This is a genomic window from Tannerella forsythia (genome assembly GCF_003860135.1).
GTDB classification, from domain to species: domain Bacteria; phylum Bacteroidota; class Bacteroidia; order Bacteroidales; family Tannerellaceae; genus Tannerella; species Tannerella forsythia_A.
This window is the reverse complement of the sequence record NZ_RQYN01000033.1, coordinates 1-26,230: the sequence shown is the minus strand read 5'-3', so window position 1 is coordinate 26,230 and position 26,230 is coordinate 1. Positions and strand designations below refer to the sequence as shown.

Here is a 26,230-nt window from a genome sequence, read left to right as displayed (position 1 = left end):
AAATCCTGCTTTCCGAATGCAAAAGTAAGAAAAAGTGCCGACTGAAAAAGTTTTTTCGTACTTTTACCCCCCAAAAACAACACGCTCCTTATGAAATTGCTTTTGATCGACGCTTACGCGCTCATTTACCGCTCATATTACGCCTTTATCAAAAATCCCCGAATGAATTCGAAAGGGATGAACACGTCGGCGATTTTCGGCTTCATCAATACGCTCGAAGATGTTCTTCGGCGCGAAAACCCGACACATGTCGCTTTTGGGTTTGATCCGCCAAGCCCGACGTTTCGTCACGAAGCCTACGAAGCGTACAAAGCGCAGCGGGAAGAAACACCCGAAGACATCCGTATCGCCATCCCTTACATCCGCGAGATCATCGCCGCATACCGCATCCCTGTGCTGGAGGTGCCGCGCTACGAAGCGGACGACGTCATCGGCACGATCGCCAAGCAAGCCGAGCAGGAAGGGTTCAAGGTGCTAATGATGACATCGGACAAGGACTACGGGCAGCTCGTCTCGGAACATATCTTCCAGTATAGACCGAAATTCGGAGGCGATTACGAAACATTAGGAGTTCCCGAAGTGCTGACGAAATACGGACTCACGTCCGTCGGGCAGATGATCGATCTCCTCGGGTTGATGGGCGACAGCTCCGACAACATCCCCGGCTGTCCCGGTGTAGGCGAAAAGACTGCGCAAAAATTACTTGCCGAGTTCGGTTCCGTCGAAGAGTTGCTGGCAAGCACCGATCGGCTGAAAGGCGCGTTGAAGACGAAAGTGGAAGAAAACGCGGAACAGATCCGCTTCTCCAAGTTTTTGGCTACGATCGTCACCGACGTCCCGATTTCCTTCGACGCTGTGACTTGCGCACGCAAAGACGCGGACAAGGAGCGTCTCCGCGAGATCTACGTCGAACTGGAGTTCCGCTCTTTCCTGAACAAACTGAACGATGACCCCGCGACAGCACACACCGGGAAAGGCACGACAGCCATGCAACAACTCTCCCTCTTCGGCGACGACGCGGAGCAAACATCGGCCGTAGACATGCAGTTGGAATCGGAAGAAGCGATGGTATCCGATCTCGCCGATTTGACAACTACGCCACACACCTATTTCACGGCCGACACGGAGGCGAAACGAAACGATCTGGCACGATTGCTTCGCTCTCAATCGTCGTTTGCTTTCGATACGGAGACGGACGGCATCGATCCGTTGACAGCTCATCTTGTCGGGATATCGTTCGCCATCAACGAATACGAAGCATGGTACGTGCCTCTGCCTGCCGATACCGAAGAGACGAAACGGATCATCGCTCCGTTTGCCGAGGCTTTGCAACATCCTGCTATCGAAAAGGTGGGGCAAAACATTAAATTCGACCTGTTGATGCTTAGGCGCTACGGCATACAGGTAGCGGGGCCCCTGTTCGATACGATGATTGCTCATTATCTGCTCAACCCCGAGCTGCGGCACAATATGGACTATTTGGCAGAGACATATCTGCGTTATCGCCCTCTCTCGATCGAACGTCTGATCGGCGCGCGCGGCAAAGGGCAACTATCGATGCGCGACGTGCCGGTAGAGAAGGTCAGCGAATATGCCGCCGAGGATGCCGATGTCACCCTGCGACTGAAGAACTTCTTCGCCCCGCAACTCTCGGACGGCGGATTCGAACCGCTGTTTCGCGACATCGAGATGCCGCTGATCTATGTGCTGGCCGACATGGAGCTGACCGGTGTTTCTCTCGACACGAAAGCTTTAAAACAATCGTCCGAAGAACTTTCGAAAACACTCAGTCAATTAGAAAAAGACATTTATGAGTTGGCCGGAACGACATTCAATATTAATTCGGCCAAGCAGGTCGGTGAGATCTTATTCGACCGACTTCGTATTGAGGAGAAAGCGAAAAAAACAAAAACAGGCAGTTACAGCACGAACGAAAGCATTCTGGAGAAACTGCGCAACCGTCATCCGATCGTCGGGAAACTCCTCGATTACCGCGGTCTGAAAAAGCTGTTGGGCACGTATATCGACGCCTTACCCGAGCTCATCAATCCGGAGACAGGCAAAATCCACACCTCGTTCAATCAGACGGTCGCCTCAACCGGACGCCTCAGTTCATCGAACCCGAACTTGCAAAATATCCCGATCCGCGAAGCGTTGGGGCGCGACATCCGTAAGGCGTTTATTGCCGACCATTCAGACGGTGTCTTCTTCTCGGCTGACTACTCGCAGATCGAGCTGCGCATCATGGCGCACTTGAGCGGCGACAAGCAGATGATCGAGGCCTTCTGCAGCGGAGCCGACATTCATTCGGCCACTGCGGCGAAAATCTACGGTGTGGCGGACGAAGCCGTCACCTCCGACATGCGTCGCAAAGCCAAAACAGCCAATTTCGGCATCATCTACGGTATCTCGGTGTTCGGATTGGCCGAACGTTTGAACATCCCGCGCGCAGAGGCGAAAGAGCTCATCGACGGTTATTTCAAAACCTACCCCGATGTGCGTGCTTATATGGACGAAAGCATCCGACTGGCCAAAGAACACGGCTACGTAACCACGATATGCGGCCGCAAACGCTTTTTGCCCGATATCCACTCGCATAATGCCGTGGTACGCGGGTACGCCGAACGAAACGCGATCAACGCGCCGATACAGGGCAGCGCCGCCGATATCATCAAGATGGCGATGGTGGGTATCTACCGTCGGTTTGCCGAAGAGAAGTTGCGCAGCAAGATGATCCTTCAGGTACACGACGAATTGAATTTTAACGTGCATCGCGACGAATTGGATCGCGTGCGTGAAATCGTGCTGCGAGAAATGGAGGGTGTGATGCAACTGCATGTGCCGCTCGTTGCCGATTGCGGTACGGGACAGAATTGGTTGGAAGCGCACTGACAAGAACGATTCGACATGTAGCAGATGGCAGAAAATGAAAAAAAATCGTACTTTTGTGCCGGTTTTCAAAAAACGATAAAAACATGAGCAAGCTGCATATTATCGACCATCCCATGATTCAGCACAAGCTGACGAGAATACGGGATATCAACACGGGTGCAAAAGATTTTCGCGATCTGCTCAAAGAGATCGCCATGTTGATGGGCTATGAAGTGACACGCGATCTTCCGCTTACCGAAATCGAAATCGAGACACCGATGATGCGCACGAAAGCGCACGAGATATCGGGAAAAAAGCTGGCCATCGTACCCATTCTGCGCGCCGGGCTGGGCATGGTCGACGGGTTGTTGAACCTTCTTCCGGTGGCCAAGGTCGGACATATCGGCCTCTATCGAGATCACGACACGCACAACCCCGTTTTCTATTATTGCAAGTTGCCTGAAGACATCAACCATCGCATGGTCATCATCACCGACCCTATGCTCGCCACGGGAGGAAGCGCGTCCGACGCCATCAAGATGCTGAAAGAGAAAGGTTGTACGAACATCCGCCTGATGTGCCTCGTGGCAGCCCCCGAAGGAGTACGGCGTGTGCAGGCCGATCACCCCGACGTCGACATCTACACGGCTTCGCTCGACGAACGTCTGAACGACAGCGCTTATATTCTGCCCGGCCTCGGCGACGCCGGCGACCGGATTTTCGGCACGAAATAAATCAGTTCTCCACAGACACGTTCATGTCAAGACGAATCATTCAAGTAGAAGAGCGGGTGCCTTTACTCAAAGGTATCCCGCTGAGCATTCAACATACGTTTGCCATGTTCAGCGCCTCGGTATTGGTGCCATGGCTTTTCGGCATCAACGCCGCCATCGTGCTGCTGATGAACGGGATCGGGACACTTATCTTTATTGCGGTGACGAAAGGCAAATCGCCCGCTTACCTCGGTTCGAGTTTCGCTTTCATCGCTCCCACCCTATTGCTGATCAACAATCCGGACTACGGCTATCCCTACGCCTTGGGCGGGTTTGTCGTCACCGGGATGATTTTCTGTGCCGTGGCGATGCTGATCAAATTCGCAGGGACGAAATGGATCGATACCGTGCTACCTCCGGCCGCCATGGGGCCTGTAGTGGCGCTTATCGGGCTCGAACTGGCCGGTACGGCCGCGCAAAACGGCGGACTCGTACTGACCGAGACCTATACCGAAATCAATCCTCTGTTTGTGGTTGTCTTTGTGGTGACAATCGCCGTTGCTGTGCTGGGACAAGTACTGTTCCGCGGCTTCGCGGCCGCCATATCGATTCTGATCGCCATCGTCGCGGGCTACCTCGTCGCATTCTTCGCCGGGCTGGTCGACTTTACCGGGGTAACGCAAGCCGGGCTGTTCGCATGGCCCAACTTCATGTTTCCCCAATTTAGCCTCGAGTCGGTGCTAATCATTATCCCGGCTTCGCTCGTGGTGATTTCCGAGCATATCGGACATCAGGTGGTGACGAGCGAAATCGTCGGGCGTGACTTGCTGAAAGATCCGGGACTGCATCGCACGCTCTTCTCCGACGGAATCTCGACCACCCTCTCGGGATGCTTCGGCTCCGTGCCTACGACGACGTACGGCGAAAACATCGGCGTAATGGCCGTCACGAAAGTATTCAGCGTCTGGGTGATCGGCGGAGCGGCCGTCTTCTCCATCCTGCTGGCGTTCCTCGCTCCGGCGTCGGCGCTGATCAACTCCATCCCCGCTCCGGTGATGGGCGGTATCAGCTTCCTGCTTTACGGTATGATCGGCGCATCGGGTATCCGCCTGATGGTAGATCGTAAGGTGAACTATGCCAAAGGACGTAATCTGGCCATGACGGCGCTCGTCTTCGTCGTCGGATTGTCGGGCGTATATATCCAACTCGGCAACGTGAAACTGACGGGTATGTGTCTGGCCACGATCACGGGGATGTTCCTCGGCGGACTCTTTTATGTGATCGACCGTCTCGGCATCGCGAACGATACGGACGAAGCGGATCATGGTTAGGTTGTCATTCGGCGATCAGTCAGTTCTCTTAGGGAAAGAGAGGAGATGAAATCGCACCGATACGACACAAGAAGGTTTTTCTATTCTTTGGGCCGTTCGATGACTCGTTGTCCGCAATAAGGGCAATACTTGTGAAGTTTTCCCAATTGGCTAAAACAACGATCGCACAGAATTACGTTGTGGGTTGTCTGCTCAAGAGAGTTGGTAGTCCGTACCGTATAGTTGGCCGGTATCTCGTTCAAAAAGCCGGATTCATTTCCTCTTAATGTGATTAAAAAGAGCTTATCTTTGGCTCTTGTAAGGGCAACATAGAACAGCCGCCTTTCTTCTTCGAGCAATAAATCGTGATTGGCTTTTTTTATCACCTGAAAGATGCGGTCTTCAAGCCATATATCGGGGAAGCCGCCATGCCCTTCGGTCAAACCGATAATAAAAACGACTTTGGCTTCCAACCCCTTCGATGCATGAATCGTTTTACCTTGAATCGGGAGATTGCCTTTTTTAAAACGATAAGAGTACGGAGCGAACATTTTGTTTCTTCTGTACAAAAATAGAATTTCATCTTTGTTTACTCCGTCTTTCAGCAATTCTTTTACTTTGTCGAAACAGAATTGGTGGTTGTCTTCTTCTGTGTTTCCCGCGAAAACAACGATTTTATGCTCGGATCGTTTCGAAGCTTTAAGTTCTTTTTCTATTTTCAGACTATTATGCTTAATCACTTCATTGCTTGCCTCGACGATATTTTGCGTACTCCGGTAATTCAAATTGAGCTTGATGACTTTCGCGTTCGGAAAATGTTTTTCAAACTCGATGATGTAATTCACATCCGATCCTCTGAAGCCATAAATGCTTTGCCAATCGTCCCCCACACAGAAAAGTTGCGTGCTGCCGGTAAGCAATAATTTGATGAGTTCGACCTGCAGGTTATTCACATCCTGAAACTCGTCGACCAGAATGTATCGGAATCTATTTCTGTACCGGCGGGCGATATCGGTATGATGATGAAACAAAGAAGCGCTTCGCGAGATAAGGTCGTTAAAATCGAGGTACGATTTATCGACGCAATAGTGCATGTATTTTTTTACGAGCGGAATGGCCAGTTCATAGAAGTGTCGAATACGTTCGTGCGGGTCTTTCTTTGCTTTTTCCAAAAGGGTGTCGGGCTCCGTGTTTTCCACTTTCATCATATTGGTGATGCGTAAGATAAGCTGAACAAAAGCTCTTACTTCTTCATGATAGCCGTAAAACGCTTCGTTAAAACTAACGGAGATGGTTCGGGAGTAATCGGCCGGCAAGCGGTTTTTAACGATTTTATCCAAGGTATCATGAAACAGAGCCGAGTCGTTGGTCATAGGCTCGAAGGTCTTGACCAATAAGAGCTTCCCTTTATAAAACTGTTTTTCCTTGTCGTACATCGGGTAGCTCTTATCCGAAACGTGTTCGAGGTACAGTTCTGCCGCGGGGATATAGAAATCGGGATGAAAGTCGAAATCTTTTATGTTTAGCTTCGGTTCGTATTCGAACTTGATGTTATGCCGATAGAACCAGTCCGCGATAAACTGTTCGGACTTGGATCGTACTTTCGTGCCGTTAAGCGAGGTATAATATTTGTTATCGCGAGCGATGCGATCGGGATTGTTTTTCTTGAGATGAATTTTATCCACGATATAATCAAGGATATAATGTTTCAGTTTTAACAGATAGTCGACATCTTCACACGCTTCGATCAGGAGTTTACGCATGACATAGAATATTGTTTCCTGTGTCGTATGGTTAGAAAGCTCGTCGTCGTCCATTCGTTTTCCTTCTCCGATGATTTTAAATTGATTGTCAAATTCATTTACGCCATCGTTTCGCAAGACATGGTAGCAGAAACTGTGAAAGGTTTGGATCGTAAGCCTGTCGATCCAAGGATATTTTTTCTTTTGAACGACTCGTTCCCTCGCTTTATCGGCATAGCTCTTTTTCTCATCGAAGAGTTGTTCTGCGTATGCCCCGCTTTCGTCTGCCGAAATAATCAACCGGTCGATCATCTCGTTCATGGCATTCTTGGTGAACGTAAGAGTCAGGATATGGGAAGGGCTTACGTTTTTTTCTCCAATCAGATAAATGAGTTTCTGCAAAAGCGTTTTTGTTTTGCCCGACCCGGCTCCTGCCAAAACTAAGAGACGACGGTCTTCACTGACTACGGCCTCGCGTTGTTTGCGGTTCAATATGCTTAAATCCGTTTTTGTTTCCATACCGAAACATTTTGTTTTTCCGTATTATTCTAATGACAAAGGTACAATCATTTTTCGTATGCAACCTTTTTCCCGTAAAAAAACGCCCTGTCATATAGGATATATGAGACGTCTTGATATTCTTTAATATCACTTTCCGAGCCATGCTCCGACATCTTCCGGTGCGCTGAGACATTTCCGAGCATCGCGAGATAATTTCCCGTTATCCCGTGAGATTCCGGCGCAATGTATTCTCTTTTCACGTTATGCCGAGAAGTCTCCGAGCCATGCTCCAACATCTTCCGTCATACCGAGATATTTCCGAGCGCCGCAAGATAATTTCCCGCCGTACCGGTACATTTCCGCGCACTGGGAGAGGAGTTACATTCGATTGAGGTATTATGAAGTAATCGCTGCGGATAAGAAAACGAAAAAAACGTGGATGCTAATCGTTGAATCGTTCAATAAATAACATATCTTTGTTGTCCGAATATAATCGAGAAGAGGCTGCACCAAACGAGGTTTCGTACAGCCTCTTCTCTTTACATTAAGAAACTATAAGAACAGAATCTGATGAAAAAAACAATGGTACTCTTGTTAGGCTTGCTTTTGTGTCATGCCGGCTGTACGCAGCAAAAGCCTTCCACCGTCTCGTTCGATCGTTTCGGTATCTTACCCGACGCGCAGGACAATGCGTCTGATGCAGCCAGCAAATTGATTGCTTTTCTGCAATCGCGTACCGACACGGCTCATCTGATTGTTACATTTCCCGCCGGGACGTATCATTTCTACGAAGACGGCGCTTTCGTACGCGAGTATTACATCTCGAATCACGATCAGGACAATCCCAAGCACGTAGCGTTCGCGTTCGAATATTTGCGGAACATTACGTTCGACGGACAAGGCTCCGAATTCATTTTTCACGGTCGGATGATCCCGTTTGCGTTGCTGAACGCAAAGAACATTACATTGAAAAACTTCTCCGTCGATTTTGCCGTTCCTGCCTTGCGACAGTTGCAAATTCTCGACACTGACAGAGAGCGGAACGAAACAAAGGCGGCCATTTATCCGTCGGGACATTACCGCATCGAAGATGGCCGGCTGATACTTTCGGGCGAGAGTTTTGAGATCGTACCGACATACGCCATGGCTTTCGCTTCCGACAAACGGCTTACATACAAGCGGCAGGATGTAGGTTTCCGTCCGGAATCCGTAGCGGAAGTCTCGCCCGATACCTTCCTCATCAAAGGATGGGATCAAACGGCTTATACCACTCCCGGAGAGCGGTTCGTGCTACGTTCCGGGCACAGGCCTACGCCGGGTATCTTCGTGAGCGAATGTACGAATACGACGCTCGAAAACATACGCGTCCGTTACGCCGAAGGAATGGGACTATTGGCACAGATGAGCGAAAACATCACCCTGAATGGGTTCAACGTCTGTCTTCGGAGCGATGACGACCCGCGCTTCTTTACCACGCAAGCCGATGCGACCCATTTTTCGGGATGCAAAGGCGTGATCGTCTCTAAAAACGGCCTGTATGAGAACATGGCCGACGATGCCATCAATGTGCATGGCACCTATCTGCGAGTTACGCGTCGCATTGATGATCATACTCTCTGTGCGCGTTATATGCACCATCAGGCTTGGGGCTTCAAATGGGGCGAGCCGGGCGACAGCGTGCAATTCGTCGAGTCGGAACGGATGGAGACGGTAGGAAACCATATCTATACGATCCGGTCGATCAAGCCGGTTGACCAACCGACAGAGGCCGGAGCGAAAGAGTTCGAAATCACCTTTGCCGATGCTTTGCCGGCGGAAATCTCGGAAGCCGGAAAATACGGCGTCGAGAACCTGACCTGGACACCCGAAGTGGTTTTCACCGATAACATCGTGCGAAACAACCGTGCTCGAGGCGCCTTGTTCAGCACACCGCGTCGTGTTGTCTGCGAAAGCAACCTGTTCGACCATACGCACGGTACGGCCATCCTGCTCTGTGGCGATTGTAACGGTTGGTACGAGACAGGCGCGTGCAAGGATGTAACGATTCGGAACAATACGTTCGTCAATGCGTTGACCGGAAGCTATCAGTTTACGAACGCCGTCATCTCGATCTATCCGGAAATACCCGACCTGGATAAGCAGGAGCACCTGTTCCATTCGGGCATTGTGATTGAAGACAACTTGTTTGAAACATTCGATCATCCGCTGTTGTATGCCAAATCGACCGACGGCATCACGTTCCGTAACAATAAGGTAACTTATAACACCAAGTACGAGCCGTTCCACTGGAATACGCATCTCTTCTTCTTCGAGAAAGTGCGAAATGTGACGATCGAAGGGAACCATTTCGGCAAAGACTTCGATCCCAAGCGGGATATCCTCGTCAATCGTTCGCCGGAGGATGCGGTAAACTTCCGATAAAGAGATCATTTCGGACGAGGTGCAAAAAAAAGAGTGGCGGCTTGATAAGCAGAAAGAAAAATCTGCCTGTCAAGCCGCCATCCTATCTCCGTATGGAGCGGAGCGTGTTATAAACTCCACTCAAAGCCGTCCTTCGTATCTTTCACGACGAATCCGAGTGCCGCCATTTCGTTGCGTATGCGGTCGCTCGTGGCCCAGTCTTTGCTTTGCTTTGCTTGCTGACGGATGGAAAGGAGCAGATCGATCGCTTTACGGTAAGCCTCGTTCGTTTCACTGGAGGCGGCCGTATCGCGGAGCCCCAAGAGGTCTTCCATAAAGAGGCGGAAGACGGAGTTCAGCTCCTCCAGTTCATCGGCTGTGATCGTGCCTTTGCCGTCGTGTACGGTATTGATGGCTTTGCACGCATCGAAGAGGTGAGAGATTACGATAGGGGTGTTCATATCGTCACACATGGCCTCTTCGCATTTTTCGCGCAGCCCTTTCGTGTCGACGGTCGAGATGTCGGAGGGCGTCAACTTCTGCAATCGGGCGTAGGCTTCGAACAGACGTTCCAGCCCTTTTTCGGAGGCTTGCAGTGCTTCATTGCTGAAATCGACCGTGCTACGGTAATGTGCCTGAAGGATAAAGAAACGTATCGTGACGGGCGTGTATGCTTTTGCAAGCAACTTATGGCTGCCTGTAAAAAACTCTGTCAGGGTGATAGCATTGCCGAGCGACTTGCCCATCTTTTGTCCTTCGTAAGTGATCATATTATTGTGTACCCAATAATGTACCATGTCGCGTCCTTGCGAAGCCACAGCTTGTGCGATCTCACACTCGTGATGTGGGAAGATCAAATCCATGCCGCCACCGTGGATATCAAAATGCTCACCGAGGTATTTCTTTCCCATCGCCGTACATTCGCAGTGCCAGCCGGGAAACCCGTCGCCCCACGGCGAAGGCCAGCGCATGATATGCTCGGGTTGCGCTTTTTTCCACAGTGCGAAGTCGACCGGATTGTGTTTCTCCTGCTGTCCGTCCAAGTCGCGTGTGGTGTTCAACATATCGTCGATATTGCGATTCGAGAGGATGCCGTACCGATGGTCTTGGTTATATTTCGCTACATCGAAGTAGACAGACCCTTCGCTCTCGTACGCATAGCCACTCTTCAGGATCTTCTCTACCAGCGCGATCTGTTCGATGATATGTCCCGAAGCATACGGTTCGATGCTCGGTGAAAGTACATTCAGCAGCTCCATCGCCTTATGGTAACGCAACGTGTAATAATGCACGACCTCCATCGGTTCGAGCTGCTCGAGACGCGCTTTCTTGGCGATTTTATCATCGCCACTGTCCGCATCATGCTCCAGATGACCAACGTCGGTGATATTGCGCACATAACGCACCTTATAACCAAGGTGTTTCAGGTAGCGAAACAGGATATCGAACGTGATGGCCGACCGCGCATGACCAAGATGCGGATCGCCGTACACCGTGGGACCGCAGACATACATGCCCACGTGCGGTGCGTGAAGCGGTTCAAAAACTTCTTTCTTCCGCGAAAGAGTATTATATAAAACAAGTTTCCGTTGATTGTTCATATCTCTTTGATGTTAAGAGACGCAAAGGTAAAAATTATTTCCGGTTTTTCGAATATTGTTTTTTTTCATACTTTTGCACTCATTTTATTGTATCACGTTAGAAAATAAAGGATTTATATGAAATATGCATTAGTTACGGGAGGTTCGCGGGGCATCGGCCGGGCAATCTGCACGGCATTGGCCGCCAAAGGGTATCCGGTTATAATCAACTATGCATCGAACGAGGTCGCAGCCGAAGAGACGAAAGCGCTTATCGAAGCGAATGGTGGGACGGCCGAACTGCTGTCTTTCGACGTGTCGGACGAGGCGTCTGTCGACAAGGCGCTTGAAGAGTGGGCAGAGAAGCATCCCGACGACCATATCGGCATTCTCGTCAACAACGCCGGTATCCGTCAGGATGCCATGATGATTTTCATGCAAAGCGCGCAGTGGCGGAACGTACTGGATATCTCGGTAAACGGATTTTTCTTCGTCACGAGACGCATATTGAAAGATATGCTGATGAAACGCAACGGACGCATCGTCAATATCGTGTCGCTTTCAGGCTTGAAAGGAATGCCGGGACAGACAAATTATTCGGCGGCCAAAGCGGCCGTTATCGGTGCGACGAAAGCGCTGGCTCAGGAAGTGGCGCCGCGAAAAGTAACGGTCAATGCCGTTGCTCCGGGATTTATCACAACGGATATGACAAAAGACCTGAACGAAGCGGAACTGAAGAAAAATATTCCGCTGGGACGTTTCGGGAAGCCTGAGGAAGTCGCTGCGCTCGTCGGCTTTCTCACCTCCGACGAGGCCGCTTATATCACCGGAGAAGTGATTTCGATCAACGGAGGATTGTTCTGACCCTTATCCTGCTGACTGTACGGTACAATTTACGATTAAATGCTCCAACAAACAACGAAAAAAGATATAACGAGAACAAGAGAGAAATGGAAAGAAAAGAAATAGAATCGAAGGTCAATCAGTTTTTAATCGAGGAAATGGAGATCGAAGCCGATGTCATTCGCGACGATGCTCTGCTGAAAGACGATCTGGGATTAGACAGCCTTGACTTTGTAGATATCGTTGTCATCGTCGAAAAAACATTCGGTTTCAAGATTAAACCCGAAGAGATGGCGAACGTACTTACGGTAAAAGAATTTTACGATTACATCGAGTCGAAGGTTAGAGGCTGAGATGCGGGGAAAAGAGAGAGAATGGGATGGCGTGACCGGTGGCACCACTTTGGGGCAAAAAGCGATGAAGATTACCTTCTCCGTCGTGAATGTCCGTGTCGGATATGTCATTCTCGCGTTTGTCGTTCCGTTCTACATGCTTTTTCGTCGCAAGGGATATTTATCGATCTATCGTTATTTCCGACGGCAGCATGGATATTCGCCCTTGAAATCGTTCTTTTACACCTATCGGAATCATTTTGTTTTCGGGCAGGCGATGCTCGATCGTTTCGCCGTCTATGCGGGACAAAAGAATTTCAAGGTCGACAGTCCCGATAACGATTTGTTCACCTCGATGCTGGAGAGCCCGCACGGCTGTATTGTCGCGGGTGCGCATGTGGGGAATCCCGAACTGTGCGGCTACCTCCTGCGACAGCAGCAGAAGCGAATCAACTGCCTGATATACGGAGGCGAGTCCGAAGAAGTACAGAAAAACCGAACGAAGATACTGGAGCGCAATAACATTCGCACGATACCCGTTTCGGAAGATCTGTCGCATATCTTTCTGATCAACGAAGCGTTGAAAGAAGGCGAGATGGTCAGTATGCCGTGCGACCGCACCTTCGGCAGCAGCAAGAGCGTCGAATGCGAGTTCCTGAACGGCAAGGCCGACTTTCCGGTCGGAGCGTTCGTCCTTGCGCGCCAGTTCGATGTGCCGGTATTGGCCATGTTTGCACTGAAAACGAAAACCTCGCAATACCGCATCCATATCGTGCGTATTCCTGTGCCGGCAGAAGGCACGAAGCGCGAGCAGGTCGAAGCAATGACCCGTATTTTCGCTCACGAGCTGGAGTGTATCGTAAAAAAATATCCCGAACAGTGGTTTAACTTTTATAATTTCTGGAAAGATGAACATGTTTCCTGCGCTTGAAAAAAAATATACGAAAGAACAGATGGGGATTCTTGAGGCGCAACGACGGGCACACGAAATTGCGTTTGCTCCCGTAACGTTTCAGGTATCGCGACTGATGATAAAGTTCGGCATCTTCCGATTGCTGGACGAGACCAAAAACGGGCTGACCCTCGACGAAATCGCTGCTGCGACGAACCTCTCGCGCTATGCCGTTCAAGTACTGCTGGAGGCTTCGCTCACGGCGCAAACGGTGTTGTATGTCGATGGGCGGTTTGTTCTCTCCAAGACCGGCTGGTTGCTGCTGACCGATCCGCTTATGTCGGTTAATATGGACTTTAATCACGACGTGAATTATCTCGGTCTATATCGGATGGAAGAGGCCTTGCTGAACGGCAAGCCCGAAGGACTGAAGGTGTTCGGATCGTGGAAAACGATTTATGAAGGACTGTCCTCATTGCCCGATGAAGTGCGGAAAAGTTGGCTCCGGTTCGATCACTTTTATTCCGACCATTCGTTCGATGAGGCACTGGAGATCGTCTTTTCGCACCACCCGGCACGTTTGCTCGATGTTGGCGGGAATACAGGCCGATGGGCGCTCCGTTGCGTAGATTACAATGACGAGGTTCGCGTGACGATTATGGACTTGCCGCAGCAGATCGGCATGATGAAGCAACAAATTACAGACAAAGACGGCGCGACACGCATCGACGGCTATGCGATCGATTTACTGAATCCCGACGCGCCTTTTCCGCAAGGCTTCGACGCCATCTGGATGAGTCAGTTTCTCGACTGCTTCTCGGAGGCGGAAATTACAAGTATCGTTCAGCGCGCGGCTGCTTCGATGGATGAACATGCCCGATTATTTGTGATGGAAACGCTTTGGGACCGGCAAGCTAACGATGTAGCCGCCTACTGCCTGACCCAAATCAGTCTCTATTTTACGGTAATGGCCAACGGAAACAGTAAGATGTATCATTCCGACGACCTGATCCGCTGCATCGAAGCCGGCGGGCTGACGGTCGAGACGATTCACGACGGACTGAGAAGCGGGCACTCCATACTGGTTTGCCGGAAAGCATAATGTTTTATACGCTCATCGGATGATTAAAGATTTCGATATACTGGAACTGATACCGCAACGACCGCCCTTCGTGATGGTCGATAAACTGACGCATGATGACGAGACGAGTACCCGGAGCACTTTCACGGTACGGGAAGGAAACCTGTTTTGCACCGATGGCGGCCGTATGGAAGAAGCCGGACTGATTGAGAATATGGCTCAGACATGCGCTGCGCGGATGGGCTATCGTTCCCGCACGGAGCCGCAAAGTGACGGCACCGTCAGGGTGGGCTTTATCGGCGCGATCAGAGGAATAACGATCGTTCGTGCGCCCCTCGTTGGAGAAGTGCTGACAACAACGGTTGAAGTGATGGAAGAAATTTTCTCTACGTCGCTTGTCGAAACGAAGGTGGAAGTAGGGGACGAAGTGATTGCTTCGGGTTCGATGAAAATATTCCTGACGGACCAGACGGAGCCGTCGGGTGTAAGATAAATAAAGAGAGAGGATGGAGAAGGTATTAAAGGCATCGAAAGAATTTGACGTACGGTTCAGCGAGGTGGACTCGATGCACATCGTCTGGCATGGCTCTTACGCGCTTTATTTCGAAGATGCTCGCGAAGAGTTCGGGCGGGTGTTCGGGCTGAGCTATCATGAGTATATCGCCAACGAGTATTTTGCGCCGCTCGTCGATCTGAACTTTCAATATAAGAAGCCGTTGCTCTACGGGCAACGTGCACGCATCGACATCACCTACCGCAATACCCCTGCGGCCAAGGTGATTTTCGACTACGAAATCCGGCTCCTCGATGACGACAGCTTGATCGCTACCGGATTCTCGACACAAGTCTTCCTCGACCGCGAATATCGGCTGATGTGGACGAACCCGCCGTTTTACGAAGCATGGAAAAAGAAACACGGCCAGCTATGACGATCTGTACGGGCGATAATATCATCTCTTCGCTGGGTTTCACTGCCGAAGAGAACTACCGGAACGTGAAGCAGGGGCGGACCGGATTGCGTCTTTACCGTGAGCGTTTCGGACTGCCCGAACCGTTCATGGCCTCGGAGATCGATGACACGGCTTTGAACACGATTTTCGCGGAGACCGAGACCGAATATGTACCTTCTGCCACGATGGCCAATTATACGAAGCTGGAGAAGGCCGCGATCGTTTCGGTAGCCGGGGCTTTGCAAACAGCTGCTATCAACGCGTCAGACAAGCGGGTGCTCTTTATCTTTTCGACGACGAAAGGCAATGTCTTTCTGCTCGATGAGCGTGTACACCACGTCCATGAAGCCGAACAAGTCTTTCTTTGGCGATCGGCCGAGCGGATTGCCGGCTTTTTCAGAAACACGAATCCGCCGCTGGTTGTCTCGAATGCATGTATCTCCGGTGCTGCGGCGTTGATAGCCGCGCAGCGTGAATTACGTGCGGGACGATACGATCATGTCATCGTCGTTGCCGCCGATATGCTGTCGCGGTTTGTGATTTCTGGATTCCAGTCGTTTAAGGCCTTGTCGCAAGAGGTATGCAAGCCGTTCGATCGTGATCGTTGCGGACTGAATCTCGGGGAGGCCGCGGCGACAATCATCCTGACCGAACTTCGCGCGGAGGAGATCGGTGCCGGCGAGGTCGTTTTGACGGCCGGAGCCGTCCGCAACGACGCCAATCATATCTCAGGGCCTTCACGCACGGGCGAAGGAAGCTACCTCGCCCTGCGTCATATTCTTGAAGGGTTTTCTTCCGGCGAAGTGGCCTTTGTCAATGCCCATGGCACGGCTACGCCTTATAACGACGAGATGGAATCTATCGCCTTGACACGCGCCGGACTGGCCGATGTTCCGGTCAACAGCCTGAAAGGATATTTCGGGCATACGCTCGGTGCGGCAGGTGTGTTAGAGAGCGTCATCTCCATCCGAGCCCTCCGCGAGGGGATCGTCTTAAAAACACATGGCTTCGATACGCTCGGGGTTACACATCCGCTTCGCGTCGCATCCGAAACGCAGACGACAGTACGCCGCTGGTGTGTCAAGATGCTTTCAGGCTTCGGAGGATGCAATGCCGCGCTGCTGTTTACGAAACATATACCCGATCAGGCCGTAAAAAGATGAATTATATACATGCATATTGTACGATAAACCTCGAAGGAGTGAGCCTGAACGGAACGAAGTGTTTCGTTCCCGATCGGCAACATCTCCCGATGCGTGATTTCTTTGCTGCCGCGTATCGCAGTCTTCAAATCGACTATCGCAAGTTTTACAAAATGGATGCGCTCTCGAAACTCGGCTTTCTCGCCTCCGAATGGCTGCTGAAAGGGTTCGACCGAGAACAGCCGAAGGAAGATATGGGCATCGTGCTCTTCAACCGTAGCGCGTCGCTCGAAGCCGATGTGGCGTATCAGGAAACGATTCGCGACGAAGAGAATTTTTTCCCTTCTCCGGCCGAATTTGTCTATACGCTCCCGAATATCGTGACGGGCGAAATCGCTATCCGGAACAAGATTTTCGGCGAAACAATGTTTTATGTGCTGCCCGCCTTTCGACCGGAAACGATCTGTAATATCGTTGACGACACGCTGACAGCTACCGGCATGCGATACGTGCTGGCAGGATGGACGGAAGTAAACGGCGATACGTTCGACGGACGCATGTTGCTCTGCTCATCAGACAACGAACCAATTACTGACAAACGGTCTCCCTTGCCGCTTACGGCAGGACATTTGACCGACTTATTTAATAGATAATAACTCAATTAAAAAACAATGGACGAACTGATTTTAGAACTTAAAAACGAACTGATCAAAGTACTGAACCTCGAAGGGGTGAAGCCTGAAGATATTGGAGACGACAGCGAACTTTTCGGCGATGGATTGGGACTTGACTCGATCGACGCGCTTGAACTGATTGTATTGCTCGAGAAGAATTACGGGATTAAGCTCAAAGATCCCGCGCAAGGCAAGGAAATCTTCAAATCCGTGCGCACGATGGCCGAATACGTACAGGCCAACCGAACAAAGTAACGGCCCAAATAGACTGTTTGACCGGGCAAACCTTGGATAACAAAGGCCGACATCCCATCTATTCGTAGGGAGCTGCGTCAAAAGAATGACAAAGCTCCTTACTTACATATCCATCTAACCGACAATTCAACATCCTAAGAACGAGCATCAACTACAAAACTTTACCTTAAACCCAAATTACGCGATACACTGTTCGGTGTTTACCATTAATCATGGACGTACGAATGTACGACGATGATTATGTCAGGCTTACAGCCCTCCGCCGAGATGCGATACCTTTTCCCCAACGCTTCGCATTGGGCTGAATTAAGGTGCCCTTTCAGGGCTTTTACAACAATCAGCCTTCAGCCGGCCAACAACTCAACAAATAAACATTTCAACAACTCAACACCTGAAAAGCATACAAGGGCTGAAAGCCCGATATATTTTAGCCTCATCCCGCAAGGGTGGGGGATCGACGCCCATTCCTTGTTTGAAGGGCTGAAAGCCTGACTTAATCGGCAGCAGTCAGTCATCAGCATTCAGCGTAATTAATTGTCGATTGTTGTTATTCTTTACTACTCTGACTACCTTTGACTACTTTGCTACTTTTTTTCATTTGCGTTGATTTGCGCCATTTGTGTTTATTTGCGTTCTGAACATCGTAAATTCCCCCCTTTGAAGGGATGACATCCCCCTTCGCTTCGCTCTTCCCCCTTCGAAGGGGGGGAAAGGGGGGATGTTCACCGACCAACACCTCAACAAATAAACACCTCAACAACTCAACAACTCACCCCACGAAGGGCATACAAGGGCTGAAGGCCTGAATGAAATTCATTATGATTTCTTCTATTGCGGAATCTGAGTTAAAAAACGCTTTGATGCAGCGTTTCGGACATTTTTTCCGTCTATCTATACAAAGTCTTTTTTGCAAAGAAAGAAAAAGAGATAATTTTGTCACGCTTTCGGGCGAAAATGATAATATGATTGGATAAATAAAAAAGAAACGATTCATCTTTATGAAGAAAAAAATGTTATGTTTGGTTTGCCTCGCTGTACTGGCGATGAGTGCGCGAGCGCAAGATGATTTACCGGAGAAGAGGCGCTCGGCCTTCCATCCCAAACGCGAAGTGGCATTCGGTTGGGGACTTGTTGAAATCCCTTCCGCATCATGGTGGAAGGGCTACGATTATACGGATTTTTGGCGAACACCGCTTGATCGGTATAATCAGGGAAGATACACGTACGACGACCGATATTACACGCAAGCGCTCTCCCTCTCCTACACACAGGAAATGAAACGATGGCTCGCATTAGGGCTTAATCTTTCCTATTCCGGTGTCTTTCAAAATCGCAGAGTCCGTGAATCCTTTCTGGTCGACGATAATTACCGTAAACACCGCTTCGCATTTTATCCGACGGTACGCTTTACGTATTTCAATCGTCCTTTCGTACGTCTCTATTCCGGGTTCGGATTAGGATTTGGCATGGAAAGCGAGAGAGAGTTCGGCATGCGTGAATACCAGCATCGGACGTTTGTAACCGGACAGCTCACTTTCTTCGGGGTATCCTTCGGGCGTAATCTTTTCGGGTCCTGGGAGATCGGATACGGCACGATGGGCTTCCTGAAAGCCGGTGTAGGTTACCGCTTCTAAAAAAACAGGAATTAAACATTCAAATAGATATATACTACAATGAAACTGAAACATATCCTTTTAAGCCTGATTCTACTGAGTATGACGTGCAGTTGCGTATATTACGATGAAAGCCGGCGCAGAACACATCCGGGCTATGTAGCGTTCGACTATACGTATAATGCGTTGGAAAAATACGCGGCCATGCTCGAATACGTTTATCGTTTCAACGAATACTATTCGCAGACCGACCTTGCCAAACGCGACTCGGTCGACAAACTCTACTTCAACAACGTAAAAATACTTCGTGGCGAAGAAGAAAACGCATGGACGCTGCGGTACCTCTCCGGAGATAAAATACACATGTCCATCCGAACGAACGGACACACCCTGAATGCTCCGGGCACATGGACGGTGCGTGATTTATCTTCTTCGTCCGCAGAGCAACGGAGCATCTACGAATTCGAGATTAAAAACGAAGGCAGCAATACGTGGAGCGTTGCCCGTCATAACAACCGGGACGGGCTATTCGAGTATTCCTGTTCGTGGAAGATTCGCTTCGGAGAAGGGGCGTCGCGTAAAATCGAAGGAGAAGGCACGCTGTTGAGCTTCCAATCGCCCAAGTTGCAACTCGATTATACGATCGAAATTCCCTTACGTATTGAGAAAACACGTGGCGATGCCGGTTTTATAGATGGAGCCATCAAAATACTGGCTACCGACGTAAGAGAAAAAAGAACGGAAGAAACAAAAGCCCATATCACTTCACACGATAATGTCGAGATTCGTTATCTCAACTCCCGCGAACATTGGAGTTACAACGGTCGATTGAGGTTTTGACGGCGACAGAGCGAATGGTATCGCGAAGACGGAAGACCAAGGCGAGAGAGAGAGATTTAACACACAACATGCCTGAATGTTTTCCGTGGCAGCCCCGGGCGAAAAAAAACAATGCCCCATGTGCATGCATCGATACTGACCGTGGCGGACGGAAAGGCACAAGCCGTTCGCCACGCTTCGTTTGCTTCGGGCGAAGCGTCGATCCCCCGGATGATAAGCAGGGTATCTTCATGGATATAATCGCCACAGCATCGGAGTAAGGCGGATAATCCGCTTGCTTTCCCATCGAGCACGATGCAGTCGGGATGTCCGAATTCAGCGAGCGCCTTCGGCAACGAAATCTCATATGCCTCACAACGAACTTCGACAGGCGATGTCGCCCGCTCACATAGCAATGTCCGCGCTACATCGGCGATCATGGCATCCTGCTCCAAGGCTATGCCATGTACCCCTCCCGAAACATAACTCGTTAAACAAAGCGGAATCAGCCCCGCCCCGCTCCCGACCATGATAATGCGACATGGTTTGAAACGATTCGCCAGCCGGAAAAGCCACTCGCATTCGCGCAGGGAAAGACGCTGATACTTGGACGCATCTTTCATCTTTGCAGCATCTTGCAGCATCAGACGGGCAGCTTTCAGTTCGGTATAGGCATAATAGCCATATCGTTCTTCGAGTACGTTCGTAATCAGATCGAAGACGAATGGCGAATGTACTCCGTAACCTTTGCGACAGAAGAGATACCGATAGAGACGCTTCAAAAAACGTTTCATGCTTTGCCGAAAAACTCGCCGATGGTATAATTCAGAAAATGGTTGAACGGTTGTAGCAGTTTGAATTCCTCGGCAGTGCGATCGATCCAGTCATCGGCACAAAAGAACGCTTCCGTCTTGACACTCGACACGACGAAGCTCTTATATTTCAATATCTCACCGTGTTCAGCATCGGCGGGAAAACCCTGTGGCATCCGGCTGAGTTTATCGCCTTCCAGCTCTCCGAAGACTTTTCGGAACTTCGGGTCTTCGTAAATTGGGAGAAACTCGTCCATGTTATCGAATAAATCCTTTCGCAGCCGCTTGAGCATAGCGGGTGAAGGACACCACACACCTCCCGAGAGAAACGGTTTACCCGGCTCAAGGTGGATGTAATAGCCTCCATAAGGACTGGTTCGTCCTCCGAAACCGGTCATATACGCTCCGAAATGAGTTTTGTAAGGTGTCTTATCCTGCGAAAAACGCAGATCCCGATAGATGCGATACACGCAACTCCGGGCATCCAGCCCGCCGATCTCGGGATCGAACGCCGCGATACGGTCGATCAGCTGCCTCACATGGTCGACAAAAGCGACATGCAAGGCATCATACCGCTTCTTGTTGGCTTGGAACCATTCCCTGTTATTGTTTTCCTGAAGCTCCCGCAGGAACTCGAACAGTGCTCTATTCATCTGTCTGTCGTTTCTTTGTCGGACAAAAATAGTGCAAAAATCCGGAACACCGATCTTGGTCTGCTACTCTTTTTGGGGGAGTTGTCGGATGACGGCCTGCAACTGTTCCTCCGTGCAGACGCCTTTTTTGCCATCGGGAGCAAGCGTCGGCAGCTGTTTCACGCCACGGAAGAACATCTCTTCCTGAAACTGCGAAAGCAACGAACGGAGATAAACCAGATTATCTTTCCTGCGCTCCGGTCTTTTCAGGTATTCGGTCGCGAAAAGCATGTGGATGAAAAGGGCACGCTGGCGATAATCGTCAGACTGTTCCGCCATCTTAGAGGTTCGGTATCGTTGCCAGATACGTCCCAACATATCGAACCGCCGGCTCTCGTTCCAGAGTTGATAATACAGTACGTTTGCCTTGTCATGCAGGTTCTCACGCTCAAACGTTTCGGCTCGGAACCGTATCAACATATCGACTAAAGCGGGCTGGGGGCGCATCAGAACTTCGGCATTGTCGAACAGCTCGAACGCCCGTTTACGGTCGAAGGTCCGTCCCAACGACGAGCCGAGCAACAAGCAGACCTCGACGGACGTCGTATCTTTTTGGTAGGCCTTCTCAAGCGGCTTGATGGACTTCATGTATTGACCGGCATAATATTTGGCCGACCCTCCGTATTTTAATGTATTGTAAGAACTGTCGCCCTGTGCCATAAGTATGGAATAGACCGTATCGGCCTGTGCGTATTTCTGCATGGTAAACAACGCAAGCCCCTTGCTCTGAAGCAGCAAACGGCTGTTCGGATGGTATCGTAAGGACGTGTCACAGACAGCCGCAGCTTCTCCCGGCTCTTGGAGCAACAGCAACAGGTTAGACAAAGAAGCTGCCAGCGACGCGTTTTCCGGCTCGCGTCGAAAAGCGTTCAGATAATATCGAAAAGCGGAGACGGGATAGTCCATCCGATTATAACAATCGCCGATAAGACGCATCAGTACGGAATTTTCAGGGTCTTGTTGCAAGAGAAATTCATACCGTCCGATAGCTTTCGCATATTCTCCCTGCTGGGCATAGAGCCGGGCCAATTGATAGTTCGCGTAAAAGTCGGTCGTATCGCATGCGCGTAGTTGTTGCAGATACGTTTCCGCCTCGGCGGCCTTACCCAGATTCGCAGCCATGCGCGAAGCCGTTGCCAGCAAATCCGTCCGGGTCGAGTCGATAGACAGACAGCGCCGATAATAACGGTAAGCATCGCGGTATTTGAGCATCCCTTCGCAAGCCTGCCCGAGGGCATACATGGTGGCATAATCGGACGTATCGCCCGGTTGCAGAGTGGCCGCATACGACACGACTTCGGCATATCGCCGTTTATCGACAAGTTCCTGTAAAGAAAGACGTTGCGCTATTCCTTCGCAGGCAACAAGGGCGATCAGCGAGATGAGTAATAGTTTTGTTCTCATGATGAAGATATTTTTTTTAAGAAACATACGAAAAACTTACTTGAAATCGATCATAAAAGAAACGAGGTTCACTTCTTCGGACAAGTTCAGCTTCTTGCGCAGGCGGTAGCGGGCGGCTTCGGCTCCTCGAACCGTCAGGTTCAACATATTCGCGATCTCTTTCGAGGAATAGTTCAGGCGAAGCAGCGCACACAGCTTGAGATCGGTCGGGGTTAGCGCCGGATACTTCTCCTGCAGCCGGCGGAAGAAGTTTTCATGAATCAAATCGAAGTTTTCCTGAAACAGTCCCCAATCATCCTCGTCCGAAAGATTTCCGTCGATGAGCGCGAGGAGCTTGCGTCCTTCGTTCTTATTCATCTTCCCTTGAAGGATCACGGCTTGTATCTCGTGCTTCAACTTATTGAGAAATTCTTTCTGATTGATGATGCTCATCGCGGCGCCGGCCAATTCTTTCCCCTTGTAAATCAAATCGGCTTCGAGGCGTTCATTACGCAGTGTCGTAATCAGTTTCTCCTGCCGGTCGAGTTGTGCCATTCGTTCTTTCTCCTGTTGGTCGAACAACTCGCTACGTTTACGCATGACACGACATGTGTACAGCCTGATCAAAAAGAGCATCAACAAGATTCCGAAAAACAGATAGCCGACGCAGGCCGTAGCCGTACGATACCACGGATTCCGGATACGAAACGAGTAGGTAAGAGTAGCGAGCTCCTCCCCAAGATTGTTGAGCACACGCGACTGTAACGTATATTCACCTGCCGGCAGATAGCCATACTCGATACGCCGATGATCATCGGTTGCCATCCACCGCGTGTCGTACGGCGCTAACAAGCATTCTATCCGGAAAGCCTTCCGCGAGAAATCGGGATATTGAAAAGCAAACGTCAGATGATTGAACGCATAATCGATCGGAGCGGGCGGTGCATCGACCGACAGATATTGACGTTCGTCGCTCCGGCGATTGTAGGCCGACACGGCATGCAGGCGTAACGATGGCGGAGCATAAGAGACGCCCGATGGCGGCATATACCGCGCGAGGCCGCCGTCGAGACAAAGATACGATACCCCGTCGCTCGTCACATGCACGTTACCGCGTCCGCTATTAGGGGGATGATTCAAGACGGCAAACGGAATTTTTTCGCGCAGGCGATAGATATTGTCGCGCAGTCCGACAAGCGCATAAGCATCGTCACATACGAACCAGTACAGACTGTCATTAATTGCAGCCACGCGATTGACGTCTTCCAGTCCGCGGAGTTGGGTATTGAGTTGTTCATAGAGTATGATCCGTCGGCCGATGTCATCATAAGTATAAAAATGCCGGCCGTCGGAGAAGACGATACGCCCGCGCAGTTTCATGACGCGGATATGTGCCGGAGTACTGTCGGCCGGATGTAAATGCGGGAAATAAGTTGTCTCGGCAACGGCGTTCAACGAATCGTTCAGTCGCAATCGATATACGCCTTTATACATGTGTCCGGCCCAGATATTTCCGGTATGGTCCGTTTCAAGGTGATGGATCAAATCGTAGAACCCGTCGATCTGTCTGTCGAACATCCAGTGGCCGGCCTTGTTTCGACGATAGACGGACAGATAGGTATAGGTCGATTCGATCAGCACGTCCTGCTCATACAGTCGCGCCTGACGGATATCCATACCGCCCGTACTGGTCGCGACAGGGATGTTCTGATCGTTGTAGATAAACGATGTACCTCGGTTGTTGCCTGTGATGATCTGCCCGTCGAAAGAACGGATAAACCACGATTGCGTATCGAAGCCCGGCAGCCGTTCCATCCGTCCGTCTCCCCCCGACGATTTGTAGACCCCCTGATTGGTGGCAAGATAAAGCTTGTTGTCGTAAAAAAGCATATCTTCTACCAGCCCCAACTGAATGCCTTCCGGCTGAAAGAACGATAGCCCGGACCGCGCATGAATAAGGGAAATACCGTTGTCTAACACCGCCCATACATGATGATCGCGATCGACGAACAGTCCGAGCACCGTATTGTTGTTCAACCCGTTCTGTCGATGAAGATGCCATCGTTTCCTGCCGTCTCGACCAACGGCGAACAGCCCTTTGTTTAGCGTACCGACAATGTAAATCGAATCGTGTGTACAGACAGCCCGGTTGACAATGGCTGTACGCAATTCGGCATCGATATCCGTCGGCCACGGACGTACGGCACGCGTTTCCGAATCGAAAGCAAAGAACCCATGCTGCGACGAAACGAGTAGCCACTCTCTGCCGAAAGGCAGTACCGAAACGATATCGTCGTCGCCCACCTCCTCGCGCCCGAAAAGTCGCTCCGTCTTGCCGGCTTCGTCCAATCGGTAAAAGTCGTCGTCAATCCATTGCGAAAGCAACGCTCCACCGGCCTCGAAAAAATAGAGCGGCGCCGGATAAGGACGAGCGTAGCGAATGGAACCCTCCGCAGGACGATAAGCGAAATAAGAAGAGAAAGATTGAAAGTAAACGACCGCCCCGATCTTGCGAATCGTCCAGACTTCGTCGTTACGAAAAGGATAATCTTTTACGAGCGGCTTAAGCGAATGATACGTGAGGCGGCGCGCAGCATCGGCAGCAAAATATCCGAACTCTTCGAACGAGCCGATGTAGACGCGTTCGGGCGTCACAGTCGTATCGACGAAAAGTGATTTGACGGATAAGTGATTAGGCAACCGATGCAGTTCCCAGTTAACCCCGTCGAAACGCAGCAGACCGTTGTTGTTTCCGATATAGATCACCCCATCGGCACCTTGCGCCACAGCCCAATTCTGGTTTCCCCCTCCGTACATCGCCGTGGTGTAGTTGTAAACCGGGGGAACAAAAGGAATGTCGTATGCATAAACATGAAGTCTGACGAGTACGCATACCGCCCACATCAAGACAGCTATTCGTACGATGCGTACCGAACGTTCCCACAGGGTCGGAGTCCGGCGTCGACCGATCGATAAATCATCTCGTCTGCTCATGGTCATGCAAATGTAGTCGATTTCCCGATAAATGCAAAAAGAGGAAAAAATCATCGGCCGATACGTCCCGAAGGGTATTCAGGTACGTCCGGAGAGGTATTATACTACGTTCCGAACGGTATTTCGGTACGTTCGGAGGGGTATTTCGGTACGTTCGGAGGGGTATTTAATACTGTTCGGAAATAGATTATGACCGGTTCGGAACCTGATTTTGGGTGGTTCGGAGAGATATTTCGGTACGTCCGGAACGTATCGATGGGTGCTTCGGAACGTATCGGCAGGTGGTTGGGAACCTGTCGACGGGTAGTTGGTAACGTATCGACGGGTAGCTCAGAACGTACCCAAATCAGGTTCGGAAATACCCGAAATGTATTTCGGAAATACCTTAAATAGGGTTCGAAGGGGTATTTAATACGGTTCGGAACGTACCGGAATCAGGTTCGGAACCACCCATGGATACGTTCCGAAGCAGGTGTCGGGTAGTTCGTGAACGTACCCGGAGTAGTTCCGAGGTCAACGGTGAGTATTCCGGAATCACTCGCCGATACGTTCGGAGCTACCCATCGGGCAATAAAGAACCACCCGACGGGTGCCTCTGAGCTACCCATCGGGTGGTCATGCAACTACCCGC

22 protein-coding genes are annotated in these 26,230 nt (G+C 50.5%); 15 read left to right on the top strand and 7 right to left on the bottom strand.

From position 1 onward, the window contains the following. Window positions 1–90 precede the first annotated feature (90 nt). From polA to uraA, 3 genes are all read left to right on the top strand, one after another. Window positions 91–2,892 (top strand): DNA polymerase I, encoded by a 2,802-nt coding sequence (gene polA / locus EII41_RS09075; RefSeq protein ID WP_124790330.1) that lies wholly within the window; start codon window positions 91–93, stop codon window positions 2,890–2,892. 83 nt (window positions 2,893–2,975) lie between these two features. Further along, window positions 2,976–3,605: a uracil phosphoribosyltransferase gene (gene upp / locus EII41_RS09070; RefSeq protein WP_124790329.1), complete on the top strand. Its 630-nt coding sequence runs from the start codon at window positions 2,976–2,978 to the stop codon at window positions 3,603–3,605. Window positions 3,606–3,628: 23 nt separating this feature from the next. Further along, window positions 3,629–4,915, top strand: coding sequence for a uracil permease (uraA, locus tag EII41_RS09065; RefSeq protein WP_124790328.1), 1,287 nt, complete (start codon window positions 3,629–3,631; stop codon window positions 4,913–4,915). A gap of 80 nt (window positions 4,916–4,995) precedes the next feature. On the opposite strand, the gene EII41_RS09060 is transcribed toward uraA, so the two are convergent. Continuing rightward, window positions 4,996–7,155 (bottom strand): ATP-dependent helicase, encoded by a 2,160-nt coding sequence (locus EII41_RS09060; protein ID WP_124790327.1) that lies wholly within the window; start codon window positions 7,153–7,155, stop codon window positions 4,996–4,998. 552 nt (window positions 7,156–7,707) lie between these two features. Between EII41_RS09060 and EII41_RS09055 the strand changes: the two genes are divergently transcribed. Continuing rightward, complete coding sequence (locus EII41_RS09055) at window positions 7,708–9,558, top strand: right-handed parallel beta-helix repeat-containing protein (protein WP_124790326.1); 1,851 nt, start codon at window positions 7,708–7,710, stop codon at window positions 9,556–9,558. Between the two features lie 107 nt (window positions 9,559–9,665). Here EII41_RS09055 and cysS read toward each other — a convergent pair whose 3' ends face one another. Then, entirely contained in the window at window positions 9,666–11,138 is a 1,473-nt protein-coding gene (gene cysS / locus EII41_RS09050) for a cysteine--tRNA ligase (RefSeq protein ID WP_124790325.1), read from the bottom strand. A 117-nt stretch (window positions 11,139–11,255) separates the two neighbouring features. Here cysS and fabG point away from each other — a divergent pair, with 117 nt between their 5' ends. The 11 genes from fabG to EII41_RS08995 all read left to right on the top strand — a co-directional run bounded on the left by fabG (window position 11,256) and on the right by EII41_RS08995 (window position 19,739). Further along, window positions 11,256–11,981, top strand: a complete 726-nt coding sequence (gene fabG / locus EII41_RS09045; protein WP_124790324.1) for a 3-oxoacyl-ACP reductase FabG — start codon at window positions 11,256–11,258, stop codon at window positions 11,979–11,981. Window positions 11,982–12,067: 86 nt separating this feature from the next. Then, window positions 12,068–12,313: an acyl carrier protein gene (locus tag EII41_RS09040; RefSeq protein ID WP_124752109.1), complete on the top strand. Its 246-nt coding sequence runs from the start codon at window positions 12,068–12,070 to the stop codon at window positions 12,311–12,313. Between the two features lies 1 nt (window position 12,314). Then, window positions 12,315–13,223, top strand: coding sequence for a lysophospholipid acyltransferase family protein (locus tag EII41_RS09035; RefSeq protein WP_124790323.1), 909 nt, complete (start codon window positions 12,315–12,317; stop codon window positions 13,221–13,223). Beyond that, the gene (locus EII41_RS09030) at window positions 13,201–14,286 is read left to right on the top strand and encodes a methyltransferase (RefSeq protein ID WP_124790322.1); all 1,086 of its coding nucleotides are present in this window, start codon (window positions 13,201–13,203) and stop codon (window positions 14,284–14,286) included. Before EII41_RS09035 ends, EII41_RS09030 begins: the two co-directional genes overlap by 23 nt. 19 nt (window positions 14,287–14,305) lie before the next feature. Next, window positions 14,306–14,758 carry a pseudouridylate synthase gene (locus EII41_RS09025; RefSeq protein ID WP_124790321.1) on the top strand — a complete coding sequence of 151 codons (453 nt, stop codon included), beginning with the start codon at window positions 14,306–14,308 and terminating at the stop codon, window positions 14,756–14,758. Between the two features lie 13 nt (window positions 14,759–14,771). After that, on the top strand, window positions 14,772–15,194 hold the full coding sequence (locus tag EII41_RS09020; protein ID WP_124790320.1) for an acyl-CoA thioesterase: 423 nt from the start codon (window positions 14,772–14,774) through the stop codon (window positions 15,192–15,194). Further along, window positions 15,191–16,378: a beta-ketoacyl-[acyl-carrier-protein] synthase family protein gene (locus EII41_RS09015; protein ID WP_124790319.1), complete on the top strand. Its 1,188-nt coding sequence runs from the start codon at window positions 15,191–15,193 to the stop codon at window positions 16,376–16,378. The genes EII41_RS09020 and EII41_RS09015 overlap by 4 nt, the downstream gene beginning before the upstream one ends. Continuing rightward, window positions 16,375–17,010, top strand: coding sequence for a 3-oxoacyl-ACP synthase (locus EII41_RS09010; protein ID WP_124790318.1), 636 nt, complete (start codon window positions 16,375–16,377; stop codon window positions 17,008–17,010). Before EII41_RS09015 ends, EII41_RS09010 begins: the two co-directional genes overlap by 4 nt. An 18-nt stretch (window positions 17,011–17,028) precedes the next feature. Then, the gene (locus tag EII41_RS09005) at window positions 17,029–17,286 is read left to right on the top strand and encodes a phosphopantetheine-binding protein (RefSeq protein ID WP_124752115.1); all 258 of its coding nucleotides are present in this window, start codon (window positions 17,029–17,031) and stop codon (window positions 17,284–17,286) included. Window positions 17,287–18,284: 998 nt separating this feature from the next. Continuing rightward, window positions 18,285–18,920 carry a hypothetical protein gene (locus EII41_RS09000; RefSeq protein WP_124790317.1) on the top strand — a complete coding sequence of 212 codons (636 nt, stop codon included), beginning with the start codon at window positions 18,285–18,287 and terminating at the stop codon, window positions 18,918–18,920. Window positions 18,921–18,959: 39 nt separating this feature from the next. Beyond that, window positions 18,960–19,739: a hypothetical protein gene (locus EII41_RS08995; protein WP_124752630.1), complete on the top strand. Its 780-nt coding sequence runs from the start codon at window positions 18,960–18,962 to the stop codon at window positions 19,737–19,739. Between the two features lie 56 nt (window positions 19,740–19,795). Here the strand turns inward: EII41_RS08995 and EII41_RS08990 are convergent, their stop codons facing one another. The 5 genes from EII41_RS08990 to EII41_RS14155 form a co-directional block, all read right to left on the bottom strand. Next, window positions 19,796–20,512, bottom strand: a complete 717-nt coding sequence (locus EII41_RS08990; RefSeq protein ID WP_124790316.1) for a hypothetical protein — start codon at window positions 20,510–20,512, stop codon at window positions 19,796–19,798. Then, window positions 20,509–21,183 carry a DUF2461 domain-containing protein gene (locus EII41_RS08985; protein ID WP_124790315.1) on the bottom strand — a complete coding sequence of 225 codons (675 nt, stop codon included), beginning with the start codon at window positions 21,181–21,183 and terminating at the stop codon, window positions 20,509–20,511. The genes EII41_RS08990 and EII41_RS08985 overlap by 4 nt, the downstream gene beginning before the upstream one ends. Before the next feature lie 63 nt (window positions 21,184–21,246). Continuing rightward, window positions 21,247–22,626, bottom strand: coding sequence for a tetratricopeptide repeat protein (locus EII41_RS08980; protein WP_124790314.1), 1,380 nt, complete (start codon window positions 22,624–22,626; stop codon window positions 21,247–21,249). A 36-nt stretch (window positions 22,627–22,662) separates the two neighbouring features. After that, on the bottom strand, window positions 22,663–25,599 hold the full coding sequence (locus tag EII41_RS08975; RefSeq protein ID WP_260425535.1) for a hypothetical protein: 2,937 nt from the start codon (window positions 25,597–25,599) through the stop codon (window positions 22,663–22,665). 434 nt (window positions 25,600–26,033) lie between these two features. Beyond that, the gene (locus EII41_RS14155; RefSeq protein WP_185711877.1) at window positions 26,034–26,207 is read right to left on the bottom strand and encodes a hypothetical protein; all 174 of its coding nucleotides are present in this window, start codon (window positions 26,205–26,207) and stop codon (window positions 26,034–26,036) included. Window positions 26,208–26,230: the final 23 nt, after the last annotated feature.

What these genes read in the sequence shown, in the direction of transcription:
- polA (WP_124790330.1), top strand. Translation starts at nt 91, where the DNA reads ATGAAATTGCTTTTGATCGACGCTTACGCGCTCATTTACCGCTCATAT.
- upp (WP_124790329.1), top strand. Translation starts at nt 2,976, where the DNA reads ATGAGCAAGCTGCATATTATCGACCATCCCATGATTCAGCACAAGCTG.
- uraA (WP_124790328.1), top strand. Translation starts at nt 3,629, where the DNA reads ATGTCAAGACGAATCATTCAAGTAGAAGAGCGGGTGCCTTTACTCAAA.
- EII41_RS09060 (WP_124790327.1), bottom strand. Translation starts at nt 7,155, where the DNA reads ATGGAAACAAAAACGGATTTAAGCATATTGAACCGCAAACAACGCGAG.
- EII41_RS09055 (WP_124790326.1), top strand. Translation starts at nt 7,708, where the DNA reads ATGAAAAAAACAATGGTACTCTTGTTAGGCTTGCTTTTGTGTCATGCC.
- cysS (WP_124790325.1), bottom strand. Translation starts at nt 11,138, where the DNA reads ATGAACAATCAACGGAAACTTGTTTTATATAATACTCTTTCGCGGAAG.
- fabG (WP_124790324.1), top strand. Translation starts at nt 11,256, where the DNA reads ATGAAATATGCATTAGTTACGGGAGGTTCGCGGGGCATCGGCCGGGCA.
- EII41_RS09040 (WP_124752109.1), top strand. Translation starts at nt 12,068, where the DNA reads ATGGAAAGAAAAGAAATAGAATCGAAGGTCAATCAGTTTTTAATCGAG.
- EII41_RS09035 (WP_124790323.1), top strand. Translation starts at nt 12,315, where the DNA reads ATGCGGGGAAAAGAGAGAGAATGGGATGGCGTGACCGGTGGCACCACT.
- EII41_RS09030 (WP_124790322.1), top strand. Translation starts at nt 13,201, where the DNA reads ATGAACATGTTTCCTGCGCTTGAAAAAAAATATACGAAAGAACAGATG.
- EII41_RS09025 (WP_124790321.1), top strand. Translation starts at nt 14,306, where the DNA reads ATGATTAAAGATTTCGATATACTGGAACTGATACCGCAACGACCGCCC.
- EII41_RS09020 (WP_124790320.1), top strand. Translation starts at nt 14,772, where the DNA reads ATGGAGAAGGTATTAAAGGCATCGAAAGAATTTGACGTACGGTTCAGC.
- EII41_RS09015 (WP_124790319.1), top strand. Translation starts at nt 15,191, where the DNA reads ATGACGATCTGTACGGGCGATAATATCATCTCTTCGCTGGGTTTCACT.
- EII41_RS09010 (WP_124790318.1), top strand. Translation starts at nt 16,375, where the DNA reads ATGAATTATATACATGCATATTGTACGATAAACCTCGAAGGAGTGAGC.
- EII41_RS09005 (WP_124752115.1), top strand. Translation starts at nt 17,029, where the DNA reads ATGGACGAACTGATTTTAGAACTTAAAAACGAACTGATCAAAGTACTG.
- EII41_RS09000 (WP_124790317.1), top strand. Translation starts at nt 18,285, where the DNA reads ATGAAGAAAAAAATGTTATGTTTGGTTTGCCTCGCTGTACTGGCGATG.
- EII41_RS08995 (WP_124752630.1), top strand. Translation starts at nt 18,960, where the DNA reads ATGAAACTGAAACATATCCTTTTAAGCCTGATTCTACTGAGTATGACG.
- EII41_RS08990 (WP_124790316.1), bottom strand. Translation starts at nt 20,512, where the DNA reads ATGAAACGTTTTTTGAAGCGTCTCTATCGGTATCTCTTCTGTCGCAAA.
- EII41_RS08985 (WP_124790315.1), bottom strand. Translation starts at nt 21,183, where the DNA reads ATGAATAGAGCACTGTTCGAGTTCCTGCGGGAGCTTCAGGAAAACAAT.
- EII41_RS08980 (WP_124790314.1), bottom strand. Translation starts at nt 22,626, where the DNA reads ATGAGAACAAAACTATTACTCATCTCGCTGATCGCCCTTGTTGCCTGC.
- EII41_RS08975 (WP_260425535.1), bottom strand. Translation starts at nt 25,599, where the DNA reads ATGAGCAGACGAGATGATTTATCGATCGGTCGACGCCGGACTCCGACC.
- EII41_RS14155 (WP_185711877.1), bottom strand. Translation starts at nt 26,207, where the DNA reads ATGGGTAGCTCAGAGGCACCCGTCGGGTGGTTCTTTATTGCCCGATGG.